This window comes from Citrobacter sp. RHBSTW-00017 (assembly GCF_013797615.1).
GTDB classification, from domain to species: domain Bacteria; phylum Pseudomonadota; class Gammaproteobacteria; order Enterobacterales; family Enterobacteriaceae; genus Citrobacter; species Citrobacter braakii.
Window position 1 is genome coordinate 3,541,597 of the sequence record NZ_CP056899.1, and the last position, 20,209, is coordinate 3,561,805.

Consider the following 20,209-nt stretch of genomic DNA (forward strand, 5'->3'; position numbering starts at 1 on the left):
ATCCTGTTACATGTATTGTGTAAGTTTACAGGATTTTTTACCCCTTGAGGCTGACATCCGTCATACTGGTCACAACCGCGCCAAAGCAGTACACTATGCGCCCTGCATTTCAGCCACAATTTCGCAAGAGCAAGTCGATGACCAAAAAACTCCATATTAAAACCTGGGGCTGTCAGATGAACGAATACGATTCATCGAAGATGGCCGATCTGCTGGATGCCACCCATGGGTATCAACTGACCGACGTGGCCGAAGAAGCGGATGTGCTGCTGCTGAATACCTGCTCTATCCGTGAGAAGGCTCAGGAAAAAGTCTTCCATCAGTTGGGCCGCTGGAAGCTGTTAAAAGAGAAAAACCCCAAGCTGATCATCGGTGTCGGTGGCTGTGTTGCGTCTCAGGAAGGCGACCATATTCGCCAACGCGCGCACTATGTCGATATTATTTTTGGGCCGCAAACCCTGCATCGTCTGCCGGAAATGATTAACAAAGTGCGTGGAAGTACCACCCGTAGCCCGGTGGTTGATATCAGTTTCCCGGAGATCGAAAAATTCGACCGCCTACCGGAACCGCGTGCTGAAGGTCCAAGCGCTTTCGTGTCAATCATGGAAGGTTGTAATAAATATTGTACTTACTGCGTGGTGCCATACACCCGCGGTGAGGAAGTAAGCCGTCCGGCGGACGATATCCTGTTTGAAATCGCCCAGCTTGCGGCGCAAGGCGTGCGTGAAGTGAACCTGCTGGGACAAAACGTGAACGCCTGGCGCGGTGAGAACTACGACGGCACGATCGGATCTTTTGCCGATCTGCTGCGGCTGGTCGCGGCGATCGATGGCATTGACCGTATCCGCTTCACCACCAGCCATCCGATCGAATTCACCGATGATATCATTGAAGTGTATCGTGACACGCCAGAACTGGTGAGCTTCCTGCACCTGCCGGTACAGAGCGGTTCAGATCGCGTACTGAACCTGATGGGGCGCACCCATACCGCGCTGGAATATAAAGCGATCATCCGCAAACTGCGCGCAGCGCGTCCGGATATCCAGATTAGCTCCGACTTCATCGTTGGCTTCCCAGGCGAAACCACGCAGGATTTCGAGCAGACCATGAAGTTGATTGCAGACGTCAATTTTGACATGAGCTACAGCTTTATCTTCTCAGCGCGTCCTGGCACCCCTGCCGCCGATATGGTTGACGACGTGCCGGAAGAAGAGAAAAAACAGCGCCTGTATATTCTGCAGGAGCGTATTAACCAGCAAGCCATGGCCTGGAGCCGTCGCATGGTCGGCACGACCCAGCGCATTCTGGTTGAAGGCACATCGCGTAAAAGCATCATGGAACTGTCTGGCCGTACCGAAAATAACCGAGTGGTGAACTTTGAAGGCAACCCGGAGATGGTCGGTAAGTTCGTGGATGTAGAAATTACCGATGTCTGGACGAACTCCCTGCGCGGTAAAGTGGTGCGCACCGAAGACGAAATGGGTCTGCGCATCGCTGAATCCCCTGAGTCGGTTATTGCGCGTACCCGCAAAGAAAACGATCTGGGCGTCGGTATTTATCAGCCTTAATCTTCAATGCCCGATGGCGCTACGCTTATCGGGCTTACTCTTCTGGGCTCGCTGCCCCGGCGGGCCTTGTAATCTACCTCATCATCCCCATATTTATCGCAATGCTTGCGCCTTTCCCCCATGGCGTGAATAATTTCCTTAGATGCCGGTAAATGTTCAGCGTCCGGCAAGACATGCAAAAGAGGAACAGTTTGAACATAGACACTCGTGAAATCACACTTGAACCCGCAGACAATGCCCGCCTGTTGAGCCTTTGCGGCCCATTTGATGACAACATCAAGCAGCTGGAACGTCGCCTCGGCATCGAAATTAACCGCCGTGATAACCACTTTAAGCTGACCGGTCGCCCAATTTGCGTCACCGCGGCGGCAGATATTTTACGTAGCCTGTACGTCGATACTGCCCCAATGCGCGGTCAGACGCAGGACATTGAGCCTGAACAAATTCATCTGGCAATTAAAGAAGCGCGAGTGCTTGAGCAAAGCGCAGACAGCGTGCCGGAATTTGGCAAAGCGGTGAACATCAAAACCAAGCGCGGGGTAATTAAGCCGCGTACGCCGAACCAGGCACAATACATTGCGAATATCCTCGACCACGACATCACCTTTGGCGTTGGCCCTGCGGGTACGGGTAAAACGTATCTTGCGGTTGCCGCTGCGGTCGATGCGCTTGAGCGTCAGGAGATCCGTCGAATCCTGCTGACCCGTCCGGCAGTGGAAGCGGGCGAAAAACTCGGCTTCCTGCCGGGTGACCTCAGCCAGAAAGTCGATCCCTACTTACGACCGCTGTATGACGCACTGTTCGAAATGCTCGGGTTTGAGAAGGTCGAAAAGCTGATTGAGCGGAACGTCATTGAAGTTGCGCCGCTGGCCTACATGCGCGGTCGTACATTAAACGATGCGTTCATCATTCTTGATGAGAGCCAGAACACCACCATCGAACAGATGAAAATGTTCCTGACCCGTATCGGCTTTAACTCCAAAGCGGTTATCACCGGCGATATCACCCAGATTGACCTGCCGCGAAGCACCAAATCCGGTCTGCGTCATGCCATTGAAGTGCTGGCTGAAGTTGACGAAATTAGTTTTAATTTCTTCCATAGCGAAGACGTGGTTCGCCACCCGGTGGTCGCCCGTATCGTCACGGCGTATGAAGCCTGGGAAGAAGCAGAACAGAAACGCAAAGCCGAGCTGGCTGCAGAACGCAAGCGCGAAGCTCAGGAGCAGGAACAAAAATGAGTCAGGTTATTCTCGATTTACAGCTGGCATGTGAAGACGAATCCGGTTTACCAACAGAAAGTCAGTTTCAGGGTTGGCTGGATGCGGTGATCCCACAGTTTCAGGAAGAGTCTGAAGTTACCATTCGTCTGGTCGATGACGCGGAAAGCCACGAGCTGAACCTGACCTATCGCGGGAAAGATAAATCAACCAACGTACTCTCTTTCCCGTTTGAAGCCCCGCCGGGCATTGAAATGCCGCTGCTGGGCGATTTGATCATCTGCCGTCAGGTAGTCGAGAAAGAAGCGCAGGAACAAGGCAAACCGCTTGAAGCCCACTGGGCGCATATGGTGGTGCACGGTAGCCTGCATTTACTCGGTTACGACCATATCGAAGACGATGAAGCGGAAGAGATGGAATCCCTCGAAACAGAGATTATGCTTGCTCTGGGCTATGAGGATCCGTACATTGCCGAGAAAGAATAAGCATTTCGAAATCTTGTAAGCCTGATAAGGCGCAGCCGCCATCAGGTATTGCGCCTTATCCGGCTTACCTGGTTTGAAGTACGATGAAGAGACATGCCGTCAACAGCTGAATATACGCATGACGAGCTTTGTATTAACTAACATGAGAACCCATACGACGCCATGAGCGACGACAATTCACACAGTAGTGACACCTTAAACAGCAAAAAGGGATTTTTCTCCCTGTTACTGAGCCAACTTTTCCACGGTGAACCAAAAAACCGCGACGAACTGTTGGAGCTGATCCGTGATTCCGGGCAAAACGACCTTATCGATGAAGATACGCGCGATATGCTCGAAGGGGTGATGGATATTGCGGACCAACGCGTGCGCGACATCATGATCCCTCGCTCTCAGATGATTACCCTGAAACGCAACCAGACCCTGGACGAATGTCTCGATGTCATTATCGAGTCTGCCCACTCGCGTTTCCCGGTGATCAGCGAAGACAAAGATCACATTGAAGGGATTCTGATGGCCAAAGATCTGCTGCCGTTTATGCGCAGCGATGCCGAAGCCTTCAGCATGGAGAAAGTGTTACGCCAGGCGGTTGTCGTACCTGAAAGCAAGCGAGTTGACCGCATGCTGAAAGAGTTCCGCTCCCAGCGTTATCATATGGCTATCGTCATCGACGAATTCGGCGGTGTCTCAGGTCTGGTGACCATTGAGGACATCCTTGAACTGATCGTGGGTGAAATTGAAGATGAGTACGACGAAGAAGACGATATCGATTTCCGTCAGCTCAGTCGCCACACCTGGACCATTCGCGCTCTGGCGCCGATTGAAGACTTCAACGACGCTTTCGGCACCCATTTTAGCGACGAAGAAGTAGATACCATCGGCGGGCTGGTTATGCAGGCCTTTGGTCATCTGCCCGCGCGCGGGGAGACTATCGACATTGATGGTTACCAGTTCAAAGTGGCAATGGCCGACAGCCGTCGTATTATTCAGGTTCATGTCAGAATTCCGGACGACTCACCCCAGCCCAAACTGGACGAATAAACCCGAAACTGGATCTAAGACTACATGGCATTTGCCCCATTAATTGAACGCCAGCGCATTCGCCTGCTGCTGGCGTTATTATTCGGTGCCTGCGGGACGCTGGCTTTCTCTCCGTATGACATCTGGCCCGCTGCGATCGTTTCGCTGATGGGCTTGCAGGCTCTTACCTTCAATCGCCGTCCGCTCCAGTCTGCCGCAATCGGCTACTTCTGGGGATTGGGGCTGTTTGGCTCCGGCATCAACTGGGTTTACGTCAGCATCGCGCAGTTTGGCGGTATGCCGGGCCCCATTAATGTGTTCCTCGTGGTTCTGCTTGCCGCATACCTTTCCCTCTACACCGGCCTGTTTGCTGGCGTGTTGGCGCGTCTGTGGCCGAAAACCACCTGGATACGCGTGGCGATTGCCGCGCCGGTCGTCTGGCAAATAACCGAATTCCTGCGCGGCTGGGTACTGACCGGCTTCCCGTGGCTACAGTTCGGCTACAGTCAGATCGACGGTCCGTTAAAAGGGCTGGCTCCGGTAATGGGCGTTGAGGCGATTAACTTCCTGCTGATGGTGGTTAGCGGCCTGCTGGCGCTGGCGCTGGTGACGCGTAACTGGAAGCCGCTGATTGCCGCGCTAGTGCTCTTTGCTCTGCCCTTTCCGCTGCGCTATATCCAGTGGTACACGCTTGAGCCGGAAAAAACCACTCAGGTCTCGATGGTGCAGGGCGACATTCCGCAGTCGCTCAAATGGGATGAAGGTCAGTTACTCAACACCCTGAAGATTTATCTCGACGCCACCCAGCCTGAGATGGGCAAATCACAGCTGATCATCTGGCCAGAATCCGCTATTCCGGACCTGGAAATTAATCAGCAGCGTTTTCTGGGCATGATGGATGGCCTGCTGAGATCGAAAAACAGCACGCTGATTACCGGTATCGTTGACGCACGTCTGAACAAGCAGAATCGTTACGACACCTACAACACCATCATCACGCTGGGTAAAGACAGCCCGTACAGTTACGATTCCAGCAACCGCTACAACAAAAACCATCTGGTACCGTTTGGCGAGTTCGTCCCGCTGGAATCGATCCTGCGCCCGTTAGCGCCGTTCTTTGACCTGCCAATGTCGTCTTTCAGCCGTGGGCCTTATGTGCAGCCACAGCTGCATGCGCACGGCTTTAAGCTGACGGCTGCCATCTGCTATGAAATCATTCTTGGCGAACAGGTACGGGATAATTTCCGCCCGGATACGGACTACCTGCTGACGATTTCCAACGATGCCTGGTTTGGTAAATCCATCGGCCCGTGGCAGCACTTCCAGATGGCGCGTATGCGTTCCCTCGAGCTGGCGCGCCCTCTGCTGCGTAGCACCAATAACGGTATTACGGCGGTGATTGGTCCACAGGGTGAGATTCAGGCGATGATCCCGCAGTTTACCCGCCAGGTCCTGACCACCAGCGTGACGCCAACGACGGGCTTAACCCCTTATGCCCGTACCGGTAACTGGCCGCTCTGGCTGCTTACCGCGCTGTTTGGCTTTGGTGCGGTGGTAATGAGCCTGCGCCAGCGTCGTAAGTAACCTTCCTTTCCCGGCCGGATAACGTTTCGCTTATCCGGCCCACAAAACATTTCCCGCGCCCCATTCTGGCACGTCTATTGCTTTGTTCTACAAGACAAATGCAGTTTTGGCTGAATGTGCAACCTGGTCGCACCAACGTTGAGCGCCGGTAGCACCTGAAAAGTGCAACAAGATATTTTTGCCCCCAAATGGTGCGGCGCACTTCGCAAAAATAAACAATAAAACAGCAAATTCTTTACATTCATCCAAACTAAATGTTAACAAACATATACAAGACTGCACGTTTCAGTAGCAAACAATAACAACATCACAATGGGTATCAATGCGTCCCTGGCGCAGACGATAAAGGAGTTGGATATGCAATTACGTAAGCTCGCCACTGCCATGCTGGTCATGGGAATGTCCGCCGGTCTGGCGCACGCAGAAGACGCAGCACCAGCGGCAGGCAGCACGCTGGACAAGATCGCCAAAAACGGCGTGATTGTGGTCGGCCACCGTGAATCATCGGTACCGTTTTCTTACTACGATAATCAACAAAAAGTGGTCGGTTATTCACAGGATTACTCCAACGCGATCGTTGAAGCCGTGAAGAAAAAACTGAACAAGCCTGACCTGCAGGTGAAGCTGATCCCGATTACTTCACAAAACCGTATCCCGCTGCTGCAAAACGGCACCTTCGACTTTGAATGTGGCTCCACCACCAACAACGTCGAGCGCCAAAAACAAGCGGCTTTCTCTGACACCATTTTCGTTGTTGGTACTCGTCTGCTGGCGAAAAAAGGCGGCGACGTCAAAGATTTCGCCGATCTGAAAGGTAAAGCCGTAGTCGTGACCTCGGGTACCACCTCAGAGGTGCTGCTGCACAAGCTGAATGAAGAACAAAAAATGGATATGCGCATCATCAGCGCGAAAGACCACGGTGACTCTTTCCGTACTCTGGAAAGCGGCCGCGCCGTTGCCTTTATGATGGATGACGCCCTGCTGGCTGGCGAGCGCGCGAAGGCGAAGAAACCAGACAACTGGGAGATCGTCGGCAAGCCACAGTCTCAGGAAGCTTACGGCTGCATGCTGCGTAAAGATGACCCTCAGTTCAAAAAGCTGATGGATGACACTATCGCCAAAGCGCAGACCTCCGGCGAAGCTGAGAAATGGTTTGATAAGTGGTTTAAAAATCCAATTCCACCGAAGAACCTGAACATGAATTTCGAACTATCAGACGAGATGAAAGCCCTGTTCAAAGAACCGAATGATAAAGCGCTTAACTAATTAATTAGAAGAGTACACAAAACCTTTCAAGTTATATCGAGGCGGCAACTGAGCGAATTCCCGGGCGCTTACATGAGTAAGTAACCGGGATGAATAAAGGCAGCCAACAACGAGATATCTTGAAGGATGAAGTGTAATCAGGGAGGCTTCCCCTCCCTCTCGATTGCTACTCAGCACGGACAGACTATAAGCCTGATGGTCGTTCCCCATCAGGCCTGAAAACCGCAAAACGCTGAATAACAATCTTCGGGGGTAGCGCTGCTACCCTTTTTTTTCTGGAGTAGATTTATGTCTATAGACTGGAACTGGGGTATTTTTTTACAACAAGCCCCGTTCGGCAACACCACCTATCTCGGCTGGCTCTGGAGTGGTTTCCAGGTCACTGTCGCGTTATCTATCACCGCCTGGGTTATCGCTTTCCTCATCGGCTCTTTATTCGGCATCTTACGTACCGTACCAAATCGTTTCCTTTCCGGGATCGGCACGCTGTACGTCGAGCTGTTTCGTAACGTTCCGCTCATCGTCCAGTTTTTTACCTGGTATCTGGTCATTCCTGAACTGCTGCCGGAAAACATCGGGATGTGGTTTAAGTCAGAACTGGATCCCAACATTCAGTTCTTCCTCTCATCCATGCTTTGTCTGGGGCTGTTTACCGCTGCGCGCGTCTGCGAACAGGTTCGTGCCGCTATTCAGTCTTTGCCTCGCGGACAGAAAAATGCCGCGCTGGCGATGGGGCTGACGTTACCGCAGGCCTACCGCTATGTTCTGCTGCCAAACGCTTACCGCGTGATTGTTCCGCCAATGACCTCGGAGATGATGAACCTGGTAAAGAACTCCGCGATCGCCTCCACTATCGGCCTGGTCGATATGGCTGCGCAAGCGGGTAAACTACTGGATTACTCCGCCCACGCATGGGAATCGTTTACGGCCATCACTCTGGCCTACGTACTGATTAACGCCGTCATCATGCTGGTGATGAATCTCGTCGAACGCAAAATCCGCCTGCCTGGCAATTTGGGAGGCAAATAATGTACGAATTTGACTGGAGTTCTATCGTCCCTTCCCTGCCGTATCTGCTGGATGGGCTGATCATCACGCTGAAAATCACCGTCACGGCAGTCGTCATTGGTATCGTCTGGGGGACCATCCTTGCAGTAATGCGTCTGTCCAGCTTCGCGCCAATTGCCTGGTTTGCGAAGGGCTACGTCAACGTATTCCGCTCCATTCCGCTGGTGATGGTGCTGCTGTGGTTCTACCTGATTGTGCCCGGCTTCCTGCAAAACGTGCTGGGTCTGTCGCCAAAAACCGATATTCGCCTGATCTCAGCGATGGTCGCATTTTCGATGTTTGAAGCCGCGTACTATTCCGAGATTATACGCGCCGGTATCCAGAGTATTTCTCGCGGGCAGTCCAGTGCCGCGCTGGCGCTGGGGATGACCCATTGGCAGTCGATGAAGCTCATCATTCTGCCGCAGGCATTTCGCGCGATGGTGCCGCTGCTGCTTACCCAGGGCATCGTACTCTTCCAGGATACCTCGCTGGTCTATGTATTGAGTCTGGCAGACTTCTTCCGTACCGCCTCCACCATTGGCGAGCGTGACGGCACGCAGGTTGAAATGATCCTGTTTGCTGGCGCCGTTTATTTTGTATTCAGTCTGAGCGCATCGTTGTTGGTCAGCTATTTGAAGAAAAGGACAGTTTAATGATTACCCTGAAAAATGTTTCTAAATGGTATGGTCACTTTCAGGTGCTGACCGACTGCTCCACGGAAGTGAAAAAAGGTGAAGTGGTGGTGGTCTGCGGCCCGTCAGGTTCAGGTAAATCAACGCTTATCAAAACGGTGAACGGGCTGGAGCCGGTACAACAGGGCGTCATCACCGTTGATGGTACCGTGGTGAATGATAAAAAGACCGATCTGGCCAAACTGCGCTCTCGCGTTGGCATGGTGTTCCAGCACTTTGAACTGTTCCCGCATCTGTCGATTATTGAGAACCTGACTCTGGCGCAGGTAAAAGTGCTTAAACGCGATAAAAAGCCGGCCCGCGACAAGGCGCAAAAGTTATTGGAACGCGTTGGTCTGTCAGCGCATGCCGAGAAGTTTCCAGCTCAGCTCTCCGGGGGCCAGCAACAGCGTGTCGCCATCGCCCGGGCGCTGTGCATGGATCCTATCGCCATGCTCTTTGACGAACCGACGTCAGCGCTCGACCCAGAAATGATCAACGAAGTACTGGACGTCATGGTTGAACTGGCCAATGAAGGGATGACCATGATGGTGGTTACCCACGAAATGGGCTTTGCGCGTAAAGTGGCGAACCGGGTGATCTTCATGGATGAAGGGAAGATTGTTGAAGACTCACCGAAAGAAGAGTTCTTCGCTAATCCAAAATCAGACCGTGCCAAAGACTTCCTCGCGAAAATCCTGCACTAATTTTGCTGGCGCGCACCTCCATGTGCGCGCCACCTCACGATTTATCTCTTCACTTCTCGAAACAGGCATAGCCCAGCGTTAACCTTGTCACAAAGTCCCACTTACAAGGAGCAACAATGGCACTTCCTATCCTGTTTGATTGCGATCCAGGTCATGACGACGCTATCGCAATTGTTCTCGCCCTCGCTTCACCTGAACTGGATGTGAAAGCGATAACCTCCTCTGCCGGTAACCAGACCCCCGACAAAACACTGCGTAACGTATTGCGTATGTTAACGTTGCTCAACCGCACGGATATCCCAGTGGCCGGTGGTGCAGTCAAACCGCTGATGCGCGACCTGATAATTGCCGATAACGTCCACGGTGAGAGCGGGCTTGATGGCCCGGCGCTGCCTGAACCCGCTTTTGCTCCACAGGACTGTACCGCCGTGGAATTGATGGCGAAAACCCTGCGTAACAGTCAGGAACCCGTGACGATTGTCTCCACCGGGCCGCAAACTAACGTGGCATTGCTACTGAATAGCCATCCTGAACTGCACCCCCAAATTGCCCGTATCGTGATCATGGGTGGTGCAATGGGCCTCGGAAACTGGACGCCCGCCGCCGAGTTCAACATCTTCGTGGATCCAGAAGCCGCTGAGATCGTGTTCCAGTCGGGCATTCCGGTGGTGATGGCTGGACTGGATGTCACGCATAAAGCGCAAATACATCGTGAAGATACCGAACGGTTCCGCGCTATCGGCAATCCCATTTCGACAATCGTTGCTGAGCTACTCGACTTCTTCTTTGAATATCACAAAGATGAAAAATGGGGATTTATTGGCGCGCCGCTGCACGATCCATGCACCATTGCCTGGCTGCTGAAACCTGAACTGTTTACCACCGTTGAACGCTGGGTTGGTGTGGAAACTCAGGGCAAATACACCCAGGGAATGACCGTGGTTGACTACTACTTCCTGAGCGGCAATAAGCCAAACGCCACCGTAATGGTGGACGTGGATCGCCAGGGGTTTGTCGATTTGCTAGCGGAGCGTCTGAAATTTTACGCCTGAAATTTATCATTGAGTAAGATCGCTATGTTGAATCATAGCGATTTTACTGTTAGGGAAGGTGCGAATAAGCAGGTCATTTCTTCCCAAGCTGACTCGCTGATTAAAATTTCGCGGATCTGGGCCGATTTTTTTCCCGCAAACACATCGAATCAGCCTATTTAGGCTATTTTTTCCACCATTTCTGGCGTTATTTCCGGTTTTTACTGAGATCTCTCCCACTGACGTATCATTTGGTCCACCCGAAACAGGTTGGCCAGGGTGAATAACATCGCCAGTTGGTTATCGTTTTTCAGCAGCCCCTTGTATCTGGCTTTCACGAAGCCGAACTGCCGCTTGATGATGCGAAACGGGTGCTCCACCCTGGCACGGATGCTGGCTTTCATGTATTCGATGTTGATGGCCGTTTTGTTCTTGCGCGGATGCTGCTTCAAGGTTTTTACCTTGCCGGGACGCTCGGCGATCAGCCAGTCCACATCCACCTCGGCCAGCTCCTCGCGCTGTGGCGCTCCTTGGTAGCCGGCATCGGCTGAGACAAATTGCTCCTCTCCATGAAGCAGATTACCCAGCTGATTGAGGTCATGCTCGTTGGCCGCGGTGGTGACCAGGCTGTGGGTCAGGCCACTCTTGGCATCGACACCAATGTGGGCCTTCATGCCAAAGTGCCACTGATTGCCTTTCTTGGTCTGATGCATCTCCGGATCGCGTTGCTGCTCTTTGTTCTTGGTAGAGCTGGGTGCCTCAATGATGGTGGCATCCACCAAAGTGCCTTGGGTCATCATGACGCCTGCTTCGGCCAGCCAGCGATTGATGGTCTTGAACAATTGACGGGCCAGTTGATGCTGCTCGAGCAGGTGGCGGAAATTCATGATGGTGGTGCGATCCGGCAGGGCGCTATCCAGGGATAATCGGGCAAACAGGCGCATGGAGGCGATTTCGTACAGGGCATCTTCCATGGCACCGTCGCTCAGGTTGTACCAATGCTGCATGCAGTGAATACGCAGCATGGTCTCCAGCGGATAGGGCCGTCGGCCATTGCCCGCCTTGGGATAAAACGGCTCGATGACAGCGGTCATATTCTGCCATGGCAGAATCTGCTCCATGCGGGAGAGGAAAATCTCTTTTCGGGTCTGACGGCGCTTAGTGCTGAATTCACTATCGGCGAAGGTGAGTTGATGGCTCATGATGTCCCTCTGGGATGCGCTCCGGATGAATATGATGATCTCATATCAGGAACTTGTTCGCACCTTCCTTAGCTAATAGCGAACGTGAATACTGCGTTACTTCATTAATTTGTCAGGTAATACTGAATAAATCCCCCAGCAGATTAATGTATCATGCAACATCCGGCACAACAAATCAGAGGAACATTGAATGAATGCTTCAGATTATCTCAGGGTAAGATTTCAGAATGACAGGCAGTTATCTATATATATTGAGAATGGATTCACAAATACGATGTACACGGTTTACTGTAGCCTCAGCTATGGCGGAAGCTATTGCACAGTCAGCGTTTCTGTCAAAAGCCGTTGCGCGAAAACTGGCTGGTAAAATGCCAGTTGGCGTTTATCTTCTGCAGGTCTATGGGTTTCAGCAAAAAGCAGCTATGGCAGCCCGGGCACAGAAAGCAATAGATCCAAGTTATTATTGGATTCTTTACCAAGCAAAGCTGGAGATGCTCTATTACTTCGTTGAGCCAGCTCTTTCAGAAATAATTCAGAAAGTTCATGATGGTGTCTATTCTAACCTCGATCAGCTTGCCGACGAAATCATGGAAAGATTCGATGTTTAAGAGTCTAATATCAGTTGTACTATATAACCTTGTACTCCCAGCAATCTTGATAGTTTTTGCCGTGCTCTGGTTATATTTATTTCCTGAATACTGGTGGGAGCTAATGCTCATCAGTATTATTGCTATTTTTTGGTTTTATCCGTTCATTACAGAAAAATTCGAAAAATTCAAATAACCCAATATTATATATTTATATGGAAAAGGAGTATTTTAATATCATTCTAAACAATGTGAAAATCACATCCATTACCGCAGATCTTTATCCTGGAGCTTCAACCGGGACACATCTTGAAACCATTCTGCTACGCTATGAAAGCATCACATGGAAGCATTGCGATGGAAATATCATCTATACGGATGCGTGGAATCAACGCGTTGTGGCGTAACACATTCGCAATCCCTCACAGAGCCGCGTTAGCGGCTCTCAGGTGAAAATCACGGCTCAAACGGTCGACGCTGGAACTGATCGTGTCCGCATTTCGGGCATAGCGGCAGCACATCAGGAGTGTACACCGCTAAATGGAAGTGGCACTTCTCGCACACCAGATTGCCCAACCCGACCACCTCGCCGCTGTGATAAACCCCGTGATGGCTGAGGTCCTGGAACACTTCGCGCCATTCGAGCTGCGTTTTATCGGTAATATCGGCCAGTTCCTGCCAGATACTCTCTTTGATTACCCGCATAAAGACGCTGTCGGTCTCCTCATCGAGGCTTTCTTCATAGCTCAGAGCAAACTCTTCCAGGTCGCGTCTGACGGCCCGGGTGAGCTCTTCCACCTCGGTGCGCGTTAACTCCCCGGTCTGCATAACGCGCTGACGCGCCTGTTCCACCAACGCATCAATATCGCGTTCGCCATTACGCAGGCGTTCACTCAGTGAAGCCACCAGTTCACGGTAATATTGAGCAACCTTGTTCATCGCTTCGCCTCCTGGGTCGTTAACTGTCTATAATAATAGACGTTATTTACGCTACGCTTTGCAAGACTGTCCACAGAGTGTGTAAATTCGTGCAAGAATTATCCTTACGGGAATTCAACGTTGAATGCGCGAAAGGCTGTTTTGGCGCGGGCGTTTGGGCTATGCTATGCGGATCTAAAACACCACATCTAGAGCTACGTTTGTAGCTGTATTGAAAACAGGACCACTGGCTGCCATGCAAGAGCAATACCGCCCGGAAGAGATAGAATCCAAAGTACAGCTTCACTGGGATGAGAAGCGCACATTTGAAGTTACCGAAGACGAGAGCAAAGAGAAGTATTACTGCCTGTCTATGCTTCCCTATCCTTCTGGTCGACTACACATGGGCCACGTCCGTAACTACACCATCGGCGACGTGATTGCCCGCTATCAGCGCATGCTGGGCAAAAACGTATTACAGCCAATCGGCTGGGATGCGTTCGGTCTGCCGGCGGAAGGTGCAGCGGTCAAAAACAATACCGCCCCCGCGCCTTGGACGTACGACAACATCGCTTACATGAAAAACCAGCTCAAAATGCTGGGTTTCGGTTACGACTGGAGCCGTGAGCTGGCGACCTGCACCCCGGAATACTACCGCTGGGAACAGAAGTTCTTCACCGAGCTGTACAAAAAAGGGCTGGTGTACAAGAAAACGTCTGCCGTTAACTGGTGCCCAAACGACCAGACCGTACTGGCGAACGAACAGGTTATCGACGGCTGCTGCTGGCGTTGCGATACCAAAGTTGAGCGTAAAGAGATCCCGCAGTGGTTCATCAAAATCACCGCTTACGCTGACGAACTGCTGCGCGACCTGGATAATCTGGATCACTGGCCTGACACCGTGAAAACGATGCAGCGCAACTGGATTGGCCGCTCTGAAGGCGTGGAAATCACCTTCGATGTGAACGGTTACGACAACACGCTGACCGTCTACACCACACGCCCGGACACCTTTATGGGTGCGACCTACCTGGCCGTTGCTGCAGGTCATCCGCTGGCGCAGAAAGCCGCTGAAAATAACCCAGAACTGGCTGCCTTCATTGACGAATGCCGCAACACCAAGGTTGCTGAAGCCGAAATGGCGACCATGGAGAAGAAAGGCGTCGACACTGGTTTCAAAGCCGTTCACCCGCTGACTGGCGAAGAGATCCCGGTTTGGGCGGCAAACTTCGTGCTGATGGAATACGGTACAGGCGCAGTTATGGCCGTTCCGGGTCACGATCAGCGCGATTACGAATTTGCGACCAAATATGGCCTGACCATCAAGCCGGTAATTCTGACTGCTGAAGGCGCAGAGCCGGATCTGTCTGAACAAGCGCTGACCGAAAAAGGCGTGCTGTTTAACTCCGGTGAGTTTGACGGCCTCGACTTCGAAGCGGCCTTCAACGCTATTGCTGACAAGCTGGTAGCTAAAGGCGTGGGTGAGCGTAAAGTTAACTATCGTCTGCGTGACTGGGGTGTTTCCCGTCAGCGTTACTGGGGCGCGCCGATTCCGATGGTGACGCTGGAAGACGGTACCGTCCTGCCAACGCCAGAAGACCAACTGCCGGTTATTTTGCCGGAAGACGTAGTCATGGACGGCATTACCAGCCCAATCAAAGCCGATCCGGAGTGGGCGAAAACCACCGTTAACGGTATGCCTGCGCTGCGTGAAACTGACACCTTCGATACCTTTATGGAGTCGTCCTGGTACTACGCGCGCTACACCTGCCCGCAGTATCAGGAAGGTATGCTGGATTCCGACGCGGCGAACTACTGGCTGCCAGTTGATATCTACATTGGCGGTATTGAACACGCCATCATGCACCTGCTCTACTTCCGCTTCTTCCACAAACTGATGCGCGACGCAGGCATGGTCAACTCTGATGAACCAGCTAAACAGCTGCTGTGTCAGGGGATGGTTCTGGCCGATGCGTTCTACTACGTTGGCGCCAACGGCGAACGTAACTGGGTTTCTCCGGTTGATGCCATCGTTGAGCGTGACGAAAAAGGTCGTATCGTTAAGGCTAAGGACGCAGAAGGCCATGAACTGGTGTATACCGGCATGAGCAAGATGTCCAAGTCGAAAAATAACGGTATCGACCCGCAGGTCATGGTTGAACGCTACGGCGCCGACACCGTACGTCTGTTCATGATGTTCGCTTCTCCGGCTGATATGACGCTGGAATGGCAGGAATCCGGCGTTGAAGGGGCGAACCGCTTCCTGAAACGTGTCTGGAAACTGGTTTACGAACATACGTCCCAGGGAGATGTTGCTGCCCTGAACGTTGATGTGTTGAGCGAAGATCAAAAAGCGCTGCGTCGCGACGTGCATAAAACCATTGCTAAAGTCACCGATGATATCGGTCGTCGTCAGACCTTTAACACCGCGATTGCGGCGATTATGGAGCTGATGAACAAGCTGGCGAAAGCACCGCAGGCAGACGAGCAGGACAGAGCCCTGATGCAGGAAGCGTTGCTGGCTGTTGTACGCATGCTCAACCCGTTCACCCCACACGTTTGCTTCACCCTGTGGCAGGCGCTGAAAGGCGAAGGCGATATCGACAACGCGCCGTGGCCGGTGGCGGACGAAGCAGCAATGGTTGAAGACTCAACGCTGGTTGTGGTTCAGGTAAACGGCAAAGTACGTGGCAAAATCACCGTTCCGGTAAACGCCACTGAAGAGCAGGTTCGTGTACGTGCTGGCCAGGAGCATCTGGTGGCAAAATATCTTGATGGCGTTACCGTACGTAAAGTGATTTATGTACCGGGTAAACTCCTCAATCTGGTCGTTGGCTAAGCGCGGGAGGAAGCGTGCGACTTCTGACAACATTGTTGTTATCGCTGGCGGTGCTTGTCACCGCCGGGTGTGGCTGGCATCTGCGTAGTACTACGCAGGTTCCACCCTCAATGAAAACCATGATCCTGAACTCTGGCGATCCGAACGGCCCGTTAAGCCGCGCGGTGCGTAATCAGCTGCGTCTGAACGGCGTTACGCTGCTTGAAGACGGTACCATGCGTAAAGATGTGACGTCCTTACGTCTGGGTGCGGTCAGCCTTTCGCAAGATACGGCATCGGTATTCCAGAACGGTCAAACGGCTGAATACCAGATGGTGATGTCCGTAAGTGCTACTGTGCTGATTCCAGGTCATGATATTTACCCAATCAGCGCCAAAGTTTATCGTTCGTTCTTTGACAACCCGCAGGCTGCACTGGCGAAGGATAACGAGCAGGACATGATCATAAAAGAGATGTATGACAAAGCGGCTGAACAGTTGATTCGTAAGCTGCCAAGCGTACATCTGGCCGATACTCAGTCATCCAATGCTGATGCTGAGCCTGCGGTGAATAAAACCGCAGCGCCTGCGTCATCTCCGGCGCGTGTCTCCACCACGCTGGGTAACTGATGCTCAAGTTGTACCCTGAACAACTCCGCGCACAGCTCAATGAAGGGCTGCGCGCGGCGTATTTACTCTTGGGCAACGATCCCCTCTTATTGCAGGAAAGCCAGGATGCCATCCGTCAGGCTGCCGCAACGCAAGGATTCGAAGAACACCACGCCTTCACTCTGGACAACAGCACCGACTGGGGAGAGATTTTTTCACTCTGCCAGGCGATGAGCCTGTTTGCCAGCCGTCAAACCCTGCTTCTGCAGTTGCCTGAAAATGGCCCTAATGCCGCCATTAATGAACAGCTCGCGTCACTCGTCACTCTGTTACATGACGATCTGCTGCTGATAGTTCGCGGCAACAAACTCACCAGGGCACAGGAAAACGCCGCATGGTATACGGGGCTTGCAAATAACGCGGTTCAGGTAAGCTGTCAGACGCCGGAACAAGCACAGCTTCCTCGCTGGGTTGCCGCCAGGGCGAAACTTAACAACCTGCAACTGGATGACGCAGCCAATCAGCTTTTGTGCTATTGCTATGAAGGTAATTTGTTAGCACTGGCGCAAGCGCTGGAACGATTAGCGTTGCTTTGGCCTGACGGCAAACTAACGCTGCCTCGTGTAGAGAAAGCGGTTAACGATGCCGCGCACTTTACCCCATTCCACTGGGTAGACGCGCTGCTGATGGGCAAAAGCAAACGCGCGCTGCACATTCTGCAGCAGCTACGCCTGGAAGGTAGCGAGCCGGTTATTTTGCTGCGTACGATCCAGCGTGAGTTACTGTTGCTGGTTAACTTAAAACGGCAGTCGACCCATACGCCTTTGCGCACGTTGTTTGATAAACACCGGGTGTGGCAAAATCGCCGGGGCATGATGGGAGATGCGCTAAACCGGCTGAACCCGGCGCAACTGCGTCAGGCTGTGACGCTTTTAACGCGTACGGAAATTACGCTTAAACAAGACTATGGTCAGTCAGTGTGGGCGGAACTTGAGGGGCTTTCCCTTTTGCTCTGTCATAAATCGCTGGCCGATGTTTTTATTGATGGTTGATATGAAATCATTGCAGGCTTTGTTCGGTGGCACCTTTGATCCGGTGCATTACGGTCATCTTAAACCGGTTGAAATTCTGGCGAATCTGATTGGCCTTTCCCGGGTCATCATCATGCCCAATAACGTGCCGCCACATCGTGCGCAGCCCGAAGCGTCCGCTGAGCAACGTAAGCGTATGGTTGAACTGGCCATTGCTGATAAGCCGCTGTTTTCCCTGGATGAACGCGAGCTGAAACGCGATACCGCCTCCTACACCGCGCAAACGCTAAAAGAGTGGCGCGAGGAGCAAGGCCCGAACGTGCCGTTAGCGTTTATCATTGGTCAGGATTCGCTGCTTACCTTCCCTTCCTGGCATGACTACCACACGATTCTGGGTAATACCCACCTCATCGTGTGCCGACGTCCGGGCTATCCACTCGAAATGGCACAGGAAAAACACCAGCAATGGCTGGAGGATCATCTGACCCATTCAGCAGATGACCTGCACAACCTGCCTTGCGGGAAAATTTACCTGGCCGAAACGCCGTGGTTTAACATCTCTGCCACGCTCATCCGTGAGCGCCTGGAAAAGGGCGAGCCGTGCGACGACCTGATGCCAGACGCGGTGCTTGACTATATCAATCAACAGGGACTGTACCGCTAAGCGCCTTGCGTAAGGCCGTCAGCAGGCGGTTATTCTCTTCCTGGCTGCGAACGGCTACCCGATAATAGCGCGCATCCAGCCCCGGATAATTGGCGCAACTGCGAATCAAGACATGTTGTTTCAGCAACGCAAGTTGCAGATCCATATCCGCACGATCGCAGCGTAATAAACGATAATTTGCCCGGCCGGGATACGCCGTCAGGCCGGGCAGATCTTGCAGTTGTTGATCAAACCGCTCCCCCTCTTGTTCCAGCCATTTCCACGTCGCCCGCTGATATGCGCTATCGCGTAAGATAATCTCGCCTGCCAGGGCAGCAAACGCATTAATTGACCACGGCATTTGTTGGTTGCGCATCTGTGCAACCGCCTGTTCGTTACTGTTGACCAGATACCCCAGGCGCAGTCCCGGGATCGCATAGAACTTGGTGAGCGAACGCAGCACCCAAATATGCGGGTTCTCGTGCAGTAACGGGATAAACCCCGACTCCCCGGCAATAAAATCGATAAACGCTTCATCAAGGATCAGGGCGATCCCCAGCGACTCACAACGCGTGGCAATTTCACGCAGCAGGCGGGTTTCGGGCAACAACCCGGTGGGATTATTGGGCGTACAGAGAAACAGGCAGTCCAGCTCAGGCGTTAACGCATCGAGGATCGCATCGGTAAGCTGCCAGCCATCGTCTTCGCACAGCGCAAACTCATGGATCGTACACTCTCCCCATTGCAGCGCCCGACGATATTCCGCAAACCCGGGCGTCACGATCATCGCGTGGCGTGGCTTCAGGCCATGCACCAGGGTAAAAATGGATTCGGTTTCACCGTTCCCGGCCAGGATCCACGAGGACGGAATTTGATGATGCTCCGCCAGCGCGGCATGCAGTTGCGCGTAATCGACATCCGGGTAACGCTCCGTGCAGTCCAGATTGTCGATAATCGCCCGTTTTAAACTTACTGGCATACCCAGCGGGTTAATATTCGCGCTAAAATCCAGCAACTGCTCAGGCAAGATGCCCAACAATTCGGCGGCTTCTCGGGTGTTACCGCCATGTGCGCTCTTCAATAAAGACATCGTGCCGCTCCACGTAAAAAAGGGTATTTTAGTGAAAAATCACTGCGCAATCAGGGCAAACATCATATTTTGTGCGAATAGCCTCACGAGGAAAACATGAGACTCTGGTTAGTACGTCATGGCGAAACCGAAGCCAATGTCGCTGGTTTATATAGCGGCCACGCCCCCACACCGCTAACGGAACGGGGGATCGCTCAGGCGCAAACGCTGGGTACGCTGTTACGCAATGTCCCTGTCGACAACGTTCTGTGCAGCGAACTGGAACGCGCCCGCCATACAACGCAGTTGATTCTGGCAGAACGTGAAGTTCCTGTGCGCAACATGCCTGAGCTTAATGAGATGTTTTTTGGTGACTGGGAAATGCGTCACCATCGCGATCTGGCGCGCGAAGACGCCGAAAATTACGCCGTGTGGTGTAACGACTGGCAGAATGCGACGCCCACCAATGGCGAAGGTTTTCAGACGTTTTCCCAGCGAGTGGAACGTTTCATTGCCCAGCTTGCTGATTATAAAGCGTGCCAAAATCTGCTGGTGGTGAGTCATCAAGGCGTGCTGAGCGTGTTGATCGCCCGTCTGCTGTCCATGCCCGCTGCGGCAATGTGGCATTTCCGCGTCGAACAAGGCTGCTGGAGCGCAATTGATTTTTGTGACGATTTTGCGGTTCTGAAAGTGCTTAACAGCCGGGCCGTATGGCGCGACGGGGAGTGAAAGCG

20 protein-coding genes and 1 pseudogene are annotated in these 20,209 nt (G+C 52.6%); 17 read left to right on the plus strand and 4 right to left on the minus strand.

Annotated elements, in window-relative coordinates; genetic code table 11:
* Positions 1-137 precede the first annotated feature (137 nt).
* From miaB to rihA, 10 genes are all read left to right on the plus strand, one after another.
* Complete coding sequence (miaB, locus tag HV037_RS17245; RefSeq protein WP_016152245.1) at positions 138-1,568, plus strand: tRNA (N6-isopentenyl adenosine(37)-C2)-methylthiotransferase MiaB; 1,431 nt, start codon at positions 138-140, stop codon at positions 1,566-1,568.
* Positions 1,569-1,759: 191 nt separating this feature from the next.
* Positions 1,760-2,806: a PhoH family protein gene (locus tag HV037_RS17250; RefSeq protein ID WP_019076268.1), complete on the plus strand. Its 1,047-nt coding sequence runs from the start codon at positions 1,760-1,762 to the stop codon at positions 2,804-2,806.
* Complete coding sequence (ybeY, locus tag HV037_RS17255; protein WP_003835559.1) at positions 2,803-3,270, plus strand: rRNA maturation RNase YbeY; 468 nt, start codon at positions 2,803-2,805, stop codon at positions 3,268-3,270. Before HV037_RS17250 ends, ybeY begins: the two co-directional genes overlap by 4 nt.
* A gap of 162 nt (positions 3,271-3,432) precedes the next feature.
* Positions 3,433-4,311 (plus strand): CNNM family magnesium/cobalt transport protein CorC, encoded by an 879-nt coding sequence (gene corC / locus HV037_RS17260; RefSeq protein ID WP_005121418.1) that lies wholly within the window; start codon positions 3,433-3,435, stop codon positions 4,309-4,311.
* A gap of 24 nt (positions 4,312-4,335) precedes the next feature.
* The gene (gene lnt / locus HV037_RS17265; RefSeq protein WP_047415146.1) at positions 4,336-5,874 is read left to right on the plus strand and encodes an apolipoprotein N-acyltransferase; all 1,539 of its coding nucleotides are present in this window, start codon (positions 4,336-4,338) and stop codon (positions 5,872-5,874) included.
* Between the two features lie 357 nt (positions 5,875-6,231).
* Entirely contained in the window at positions 6,232-7,140 is a 909-nt protein-coding gene (gltI, locus tag HV037_RS17270; RefSeq protein ID WP_016152242.1) for a glutamate/aspartate ABC transporter substrate-binding protein GltI, read from the plus strand.
* A 288-nt stretch (positions 7,141-7,428) separates the two neighbouring features.
* Positions 7,429-8,169, plus strand: coding sequence for a glutamate/aspartate ABC transporter permease GltJ (gene gltJ, locus HV037_RS17275; protein ID WP_016152241.1), 741 nt, complete (start codon positions 7,429-7,431; stop codon positions 8,167-8,169).
* Positions 8,169-8,843 carry a glutamate/aspartate ABC transporter permease GltK gene (gene gltK, locus HV037_RS17280; RefSeq protein WP_003022757.1) on the plus strand — a complete coding sequence of 225 codons (675 nt, stop codon included), beginning with the start codon at positions 8,169-8,171 and terminating at the stop codon, positions 8,841-8,843. The genes gltJ and gltK overlap by 1 nt, the downstream gene beginning before the upstream one ends.
* Entirely contained in the window at positions 8,843-9,568 is a 726-nt protein-coding gene (gltL, locus tag HV037_RS17285; RefSeq protein WP_003022754.1) for a glutamate/aspartate ABC transporter ATP-binding protein GltL, read from the plus strand. The genes gltK and gltL overlap by 1 nt, the downstream gene beginning before the upstream one ends.
* Before the next feature lie 116 nt (positions 9,569-9,684).
* Positions 9,685-10,620: a pyrimidine-specific ribonucleoside hydrolase RihA gene (gene rihA / locus HV037_RS17290; RefSeq protein WP_103283620.1), complete on the plus strand. Its 936-nt coding sequence runs from the start codon at positions 9,685-9,687 to the stop codon at positions 10,618-10,620.
* Between the two features lie 6 nt (positions 10,621-10,626).
* On the opposite strand, the gene HV037_RS24830 is transcribed toward rihA, so the two are convergent.
* Complete coding sequence (locus tag HV037_RS24830; RefSeq protein ID WP_308457821.1) at positions 10,627-10,839, minus strand: hypothetical protein; 213 nt, start codon at positions 10,837-10,839, stop codon at positions 10,627-10,629.
* On the minus strand, positions 10,821-11,801 hold the full coding sequence (locus HV037_RS17295; RefSeq protein ID WP_000019445.1) for an IS5-like element ISKpn26 family transposase: 981 nt from the start codon (positions 11,799-11,801) through the stop codon (positions 10,821-10,823). The genes HV037_RS24830 and HV037_RS17295 overlap by 19 nt, the downstream gene beginning before the upstream one ends.
* A gap of 302 nt (positions 11,802-12,103) precedes the next feature.
* Here HV037_RS17295 and HV037_RS17300 point away from each other — a divergent pair, with 302 nt between their 5' ends.
* Both HV037_RS17300 and HV037_RS17305 read left to right on the plus strand, forming a co-directional pair.
* Positions 12,104-12,409 carry a hypothetical protein gene (locus HV037_RS17300; protein WP_172860558.1) on the plus strand — a complete coding sequence of 102 codons (306 nt, stop codon included), beginning with the start codon at positions 12,104-12,106 and terminating at the stop codon, positions 12,407-12,409.
* Positions 12,410-12,603: 194 nt separating this feature from the next.
* Positions 12,604-12,795, plus strand: a pseudogene (locus HV037_RS17305) (type VI secretion system tube protein Hcp); the annotation flags it as partial.
* A gap of 49 nt (positions 12,796-12,844) precedes the next feature.
* On the opposite strand, the gene HV037_RS17310 reads toward HV037_RS17305, so the two are convergent.
* Positions 12,845-13,327 (minus strand): zinc ribbon-containing protein, encoded by a 483-nt coding sequence (locus HV037_RS17310; RefSeq protein WP_003022748.1) that lies wholly within the window; start codon positions 13,325-13,327, stop codon positions 12,845-12,847.
* A 235-nt stretch (positions 13,328-13,562) separates the two neighbouring features.
* Between HV037_RS17310 and leuS the strand changes: the two genes are divergently transcribed.
* From leuS to nadD, 4 genes are read left to right on the plus strand one after another with little or no spacing between them, the layout of a single operon-like run.
* Positions 13,563-16,145: a leucine--tRNA ligase gene (gene leuS, locus HV037_RS17315; RefSeq protein ID WP_103283618.1), complete on the plus strand. Its 2,583-nt coding sequence runs from the start codon at positions 13,563-13,565 to the stop codon at positions 16,143-16,145.
* Positions 16,146-16,159: 14 nt separating this feature from the next.
* Positions 16,160-16,753: an LPS assembly lipoprotein LptE gene (gene lptE, locus HV037_RS17320; RefSeq protein ID WP_016152238.1), complete on the plus strand. Its 594-nt coding sequence runs from the start codon at positions 16,160-16,162 to the stop codon at positions 16,751-16,753.
* On the plus strand, positions 16,753-17,784 hold the full coding sequence (gene holA, locus HV037_RS17325; RefSeq protein ID WP_047415141.1) for a DNA polymerase III subunit delta: 1,032 nt from the start codon (positions 16,753-16,755) through the stop codon (positions 17,782-17,784). Before lptE ends, holA begins: the two co-directional genes overlap by 1 nt.
* A 1-nt stretch (position 17,785) precedes the next feature.
* On the plus strand, positions 17,786-18,427 hold the full coding sequence (gene nadD, locus HV037_RS17330) for a nicotinate-nucleotide adenylyltransferase (RefSeq protein WP_049259746.1): 642 nt from the start codon (positions 17,786-17,788) through the stop codon (positions 18,425-18,427).
* On the opposite strand, the gene cobD is transcribed toward nadD, so the two are convergent.
* Positions 18,402-19,496, minus strand: coding sequence for a threonine-phosphate decarboxylase CobD (gene cobD / locus HV037_RS17335; RefSeq protein WP_047415139.1), 1,095 nt, complete (start codon positions 19,494-19,496; stop codon positions 18,402-18,404). The two genes, nadD and cobD, sit on opposite strands and share 26 nt — an antisense overlap.
* 96 nt (positions 19,497-19,592) lie before the next feature.
* On the opposite strand from cobD, the gene HV037_RS17340 reads away from it, so the two are divergent.
* Positions 19,593-20,204, plus strand: coding sequence for an adenosylcobalamin/alpha-ribazole phosphatase (locus HV037_RS17340; RefSeq protein ID WP_016155967.1), 612 nt, complete (start codon positions 19,593-19,595; stop codon positions 20,202-20,204).
* The last annotated feature ends 5 nt before the right edge of the window (positions 20,205-20,209 follow it).

Coding starts and splice junctions, on each gene's coding strand:
- gltL (WP_003022754.1), top strand. CDS start 8,843: ATGATTACCCTGAAAAATGTTTCTAAATGGTATGGTCACTTTCAGGTG.
- HV037_RS17310 (WP_003022748.1), bottom strand. CDS start 13,327: ATGAACAAGGTTGCTCAATATTACCGTGAACTGGTGGCTTCACTGAGT.
- nadD (WP_049259746.1), top strand. CDS start 17,786: ATGAAATCATTGCAGGCTTTGTTCGGTGGCACCTTTGATCCGGTGCAT.
- gltK (WP_003022757.1), top strand. CDS start 8,169: ATGTACGAATTTGACTGGAGTTCTATCGTCCCTTCCCTGCCGTATCTG.
- ybeY (WP_003835559.1), top strand. CDS start 2,803: ATGAGTCAGGTTATTCTCGATTTACAGCTGGCATGTGAAGACGAATCC.
- gltJ (WP_016152241.1), top strand. CDS start 7,429: ATGTCTATAGACTGGAACTGGGGTATTTTTTTACAACAAGCCCCGTTC.
- HV037_RS17295 (WP_000019445.1), bottom strand. CDS start 11,801: ATGAGCCATCAACTCACCTTCGCCGATAGTGAATTCAGCACTAAGCGC.
- leuS (WP_103283618.1), top strand. CDS start 13,563: ATGCAAGAGCAATACCGCCCGGAAGAGATAGAATCCAAAGTACAGCTT.
- holA (WP_047415141.1), top strand. CDS start 16,753: ATGCTCAAGTTGTACCCTGAACAACTCCGCGCACAGCTCAATGAAGGG.
- rihA (WP_103283620.1), top strand. CDS start 9,685: ATGGCACTTCCTATCCTGTTTGATTGCGATCCAGGTCATGACGACGCT.
- cobD (WP_047415139.1), bottom strand. CDS start 19,496: ATGTCTTTATTGAAGAGCGCACATGGCGGTAACACCCGAGAAGCCGCC.
- miaB (WP_016152245.1), top strand. CDS start 138: ATGACCAAAAAACTCCATATTAAAACCTGGGGCTGTCAGATGAACGAA.
- lnt (WP_047415146.1), top strand. CDS start 4,336: ATGGCATTTGCCCCATTAATTGAACGCCAGCGCATTCGCCTGCTGCTG.
- HV037_RS17340 (WP_016155967.1), top strand. CDS start 19,593: ATGAGACTCTGGTTAGTACGTCATGGCGAAACCGAAGCCAATGTCGCT.
- HV037_RS17300 (WP_172860558.1), top strand. CDS start 12,104: ATGGCGGAAGCTATTGCACAGTCAGCGTTTCTGTCAAAAGCCGTTGCG.
- gltI (WP_016152242.1), top strand. CDS start 6,232: ATGCAATTACGTAAGCTCGCCACTGCCATGCTGGTCATGGGAATGTCC.
- corC (WP_005121418.1), top strand. CDS start 3,433: ATGAGCGACGACAATTCACACAGTAGTGACACCTTAAACAGCAAAAAG.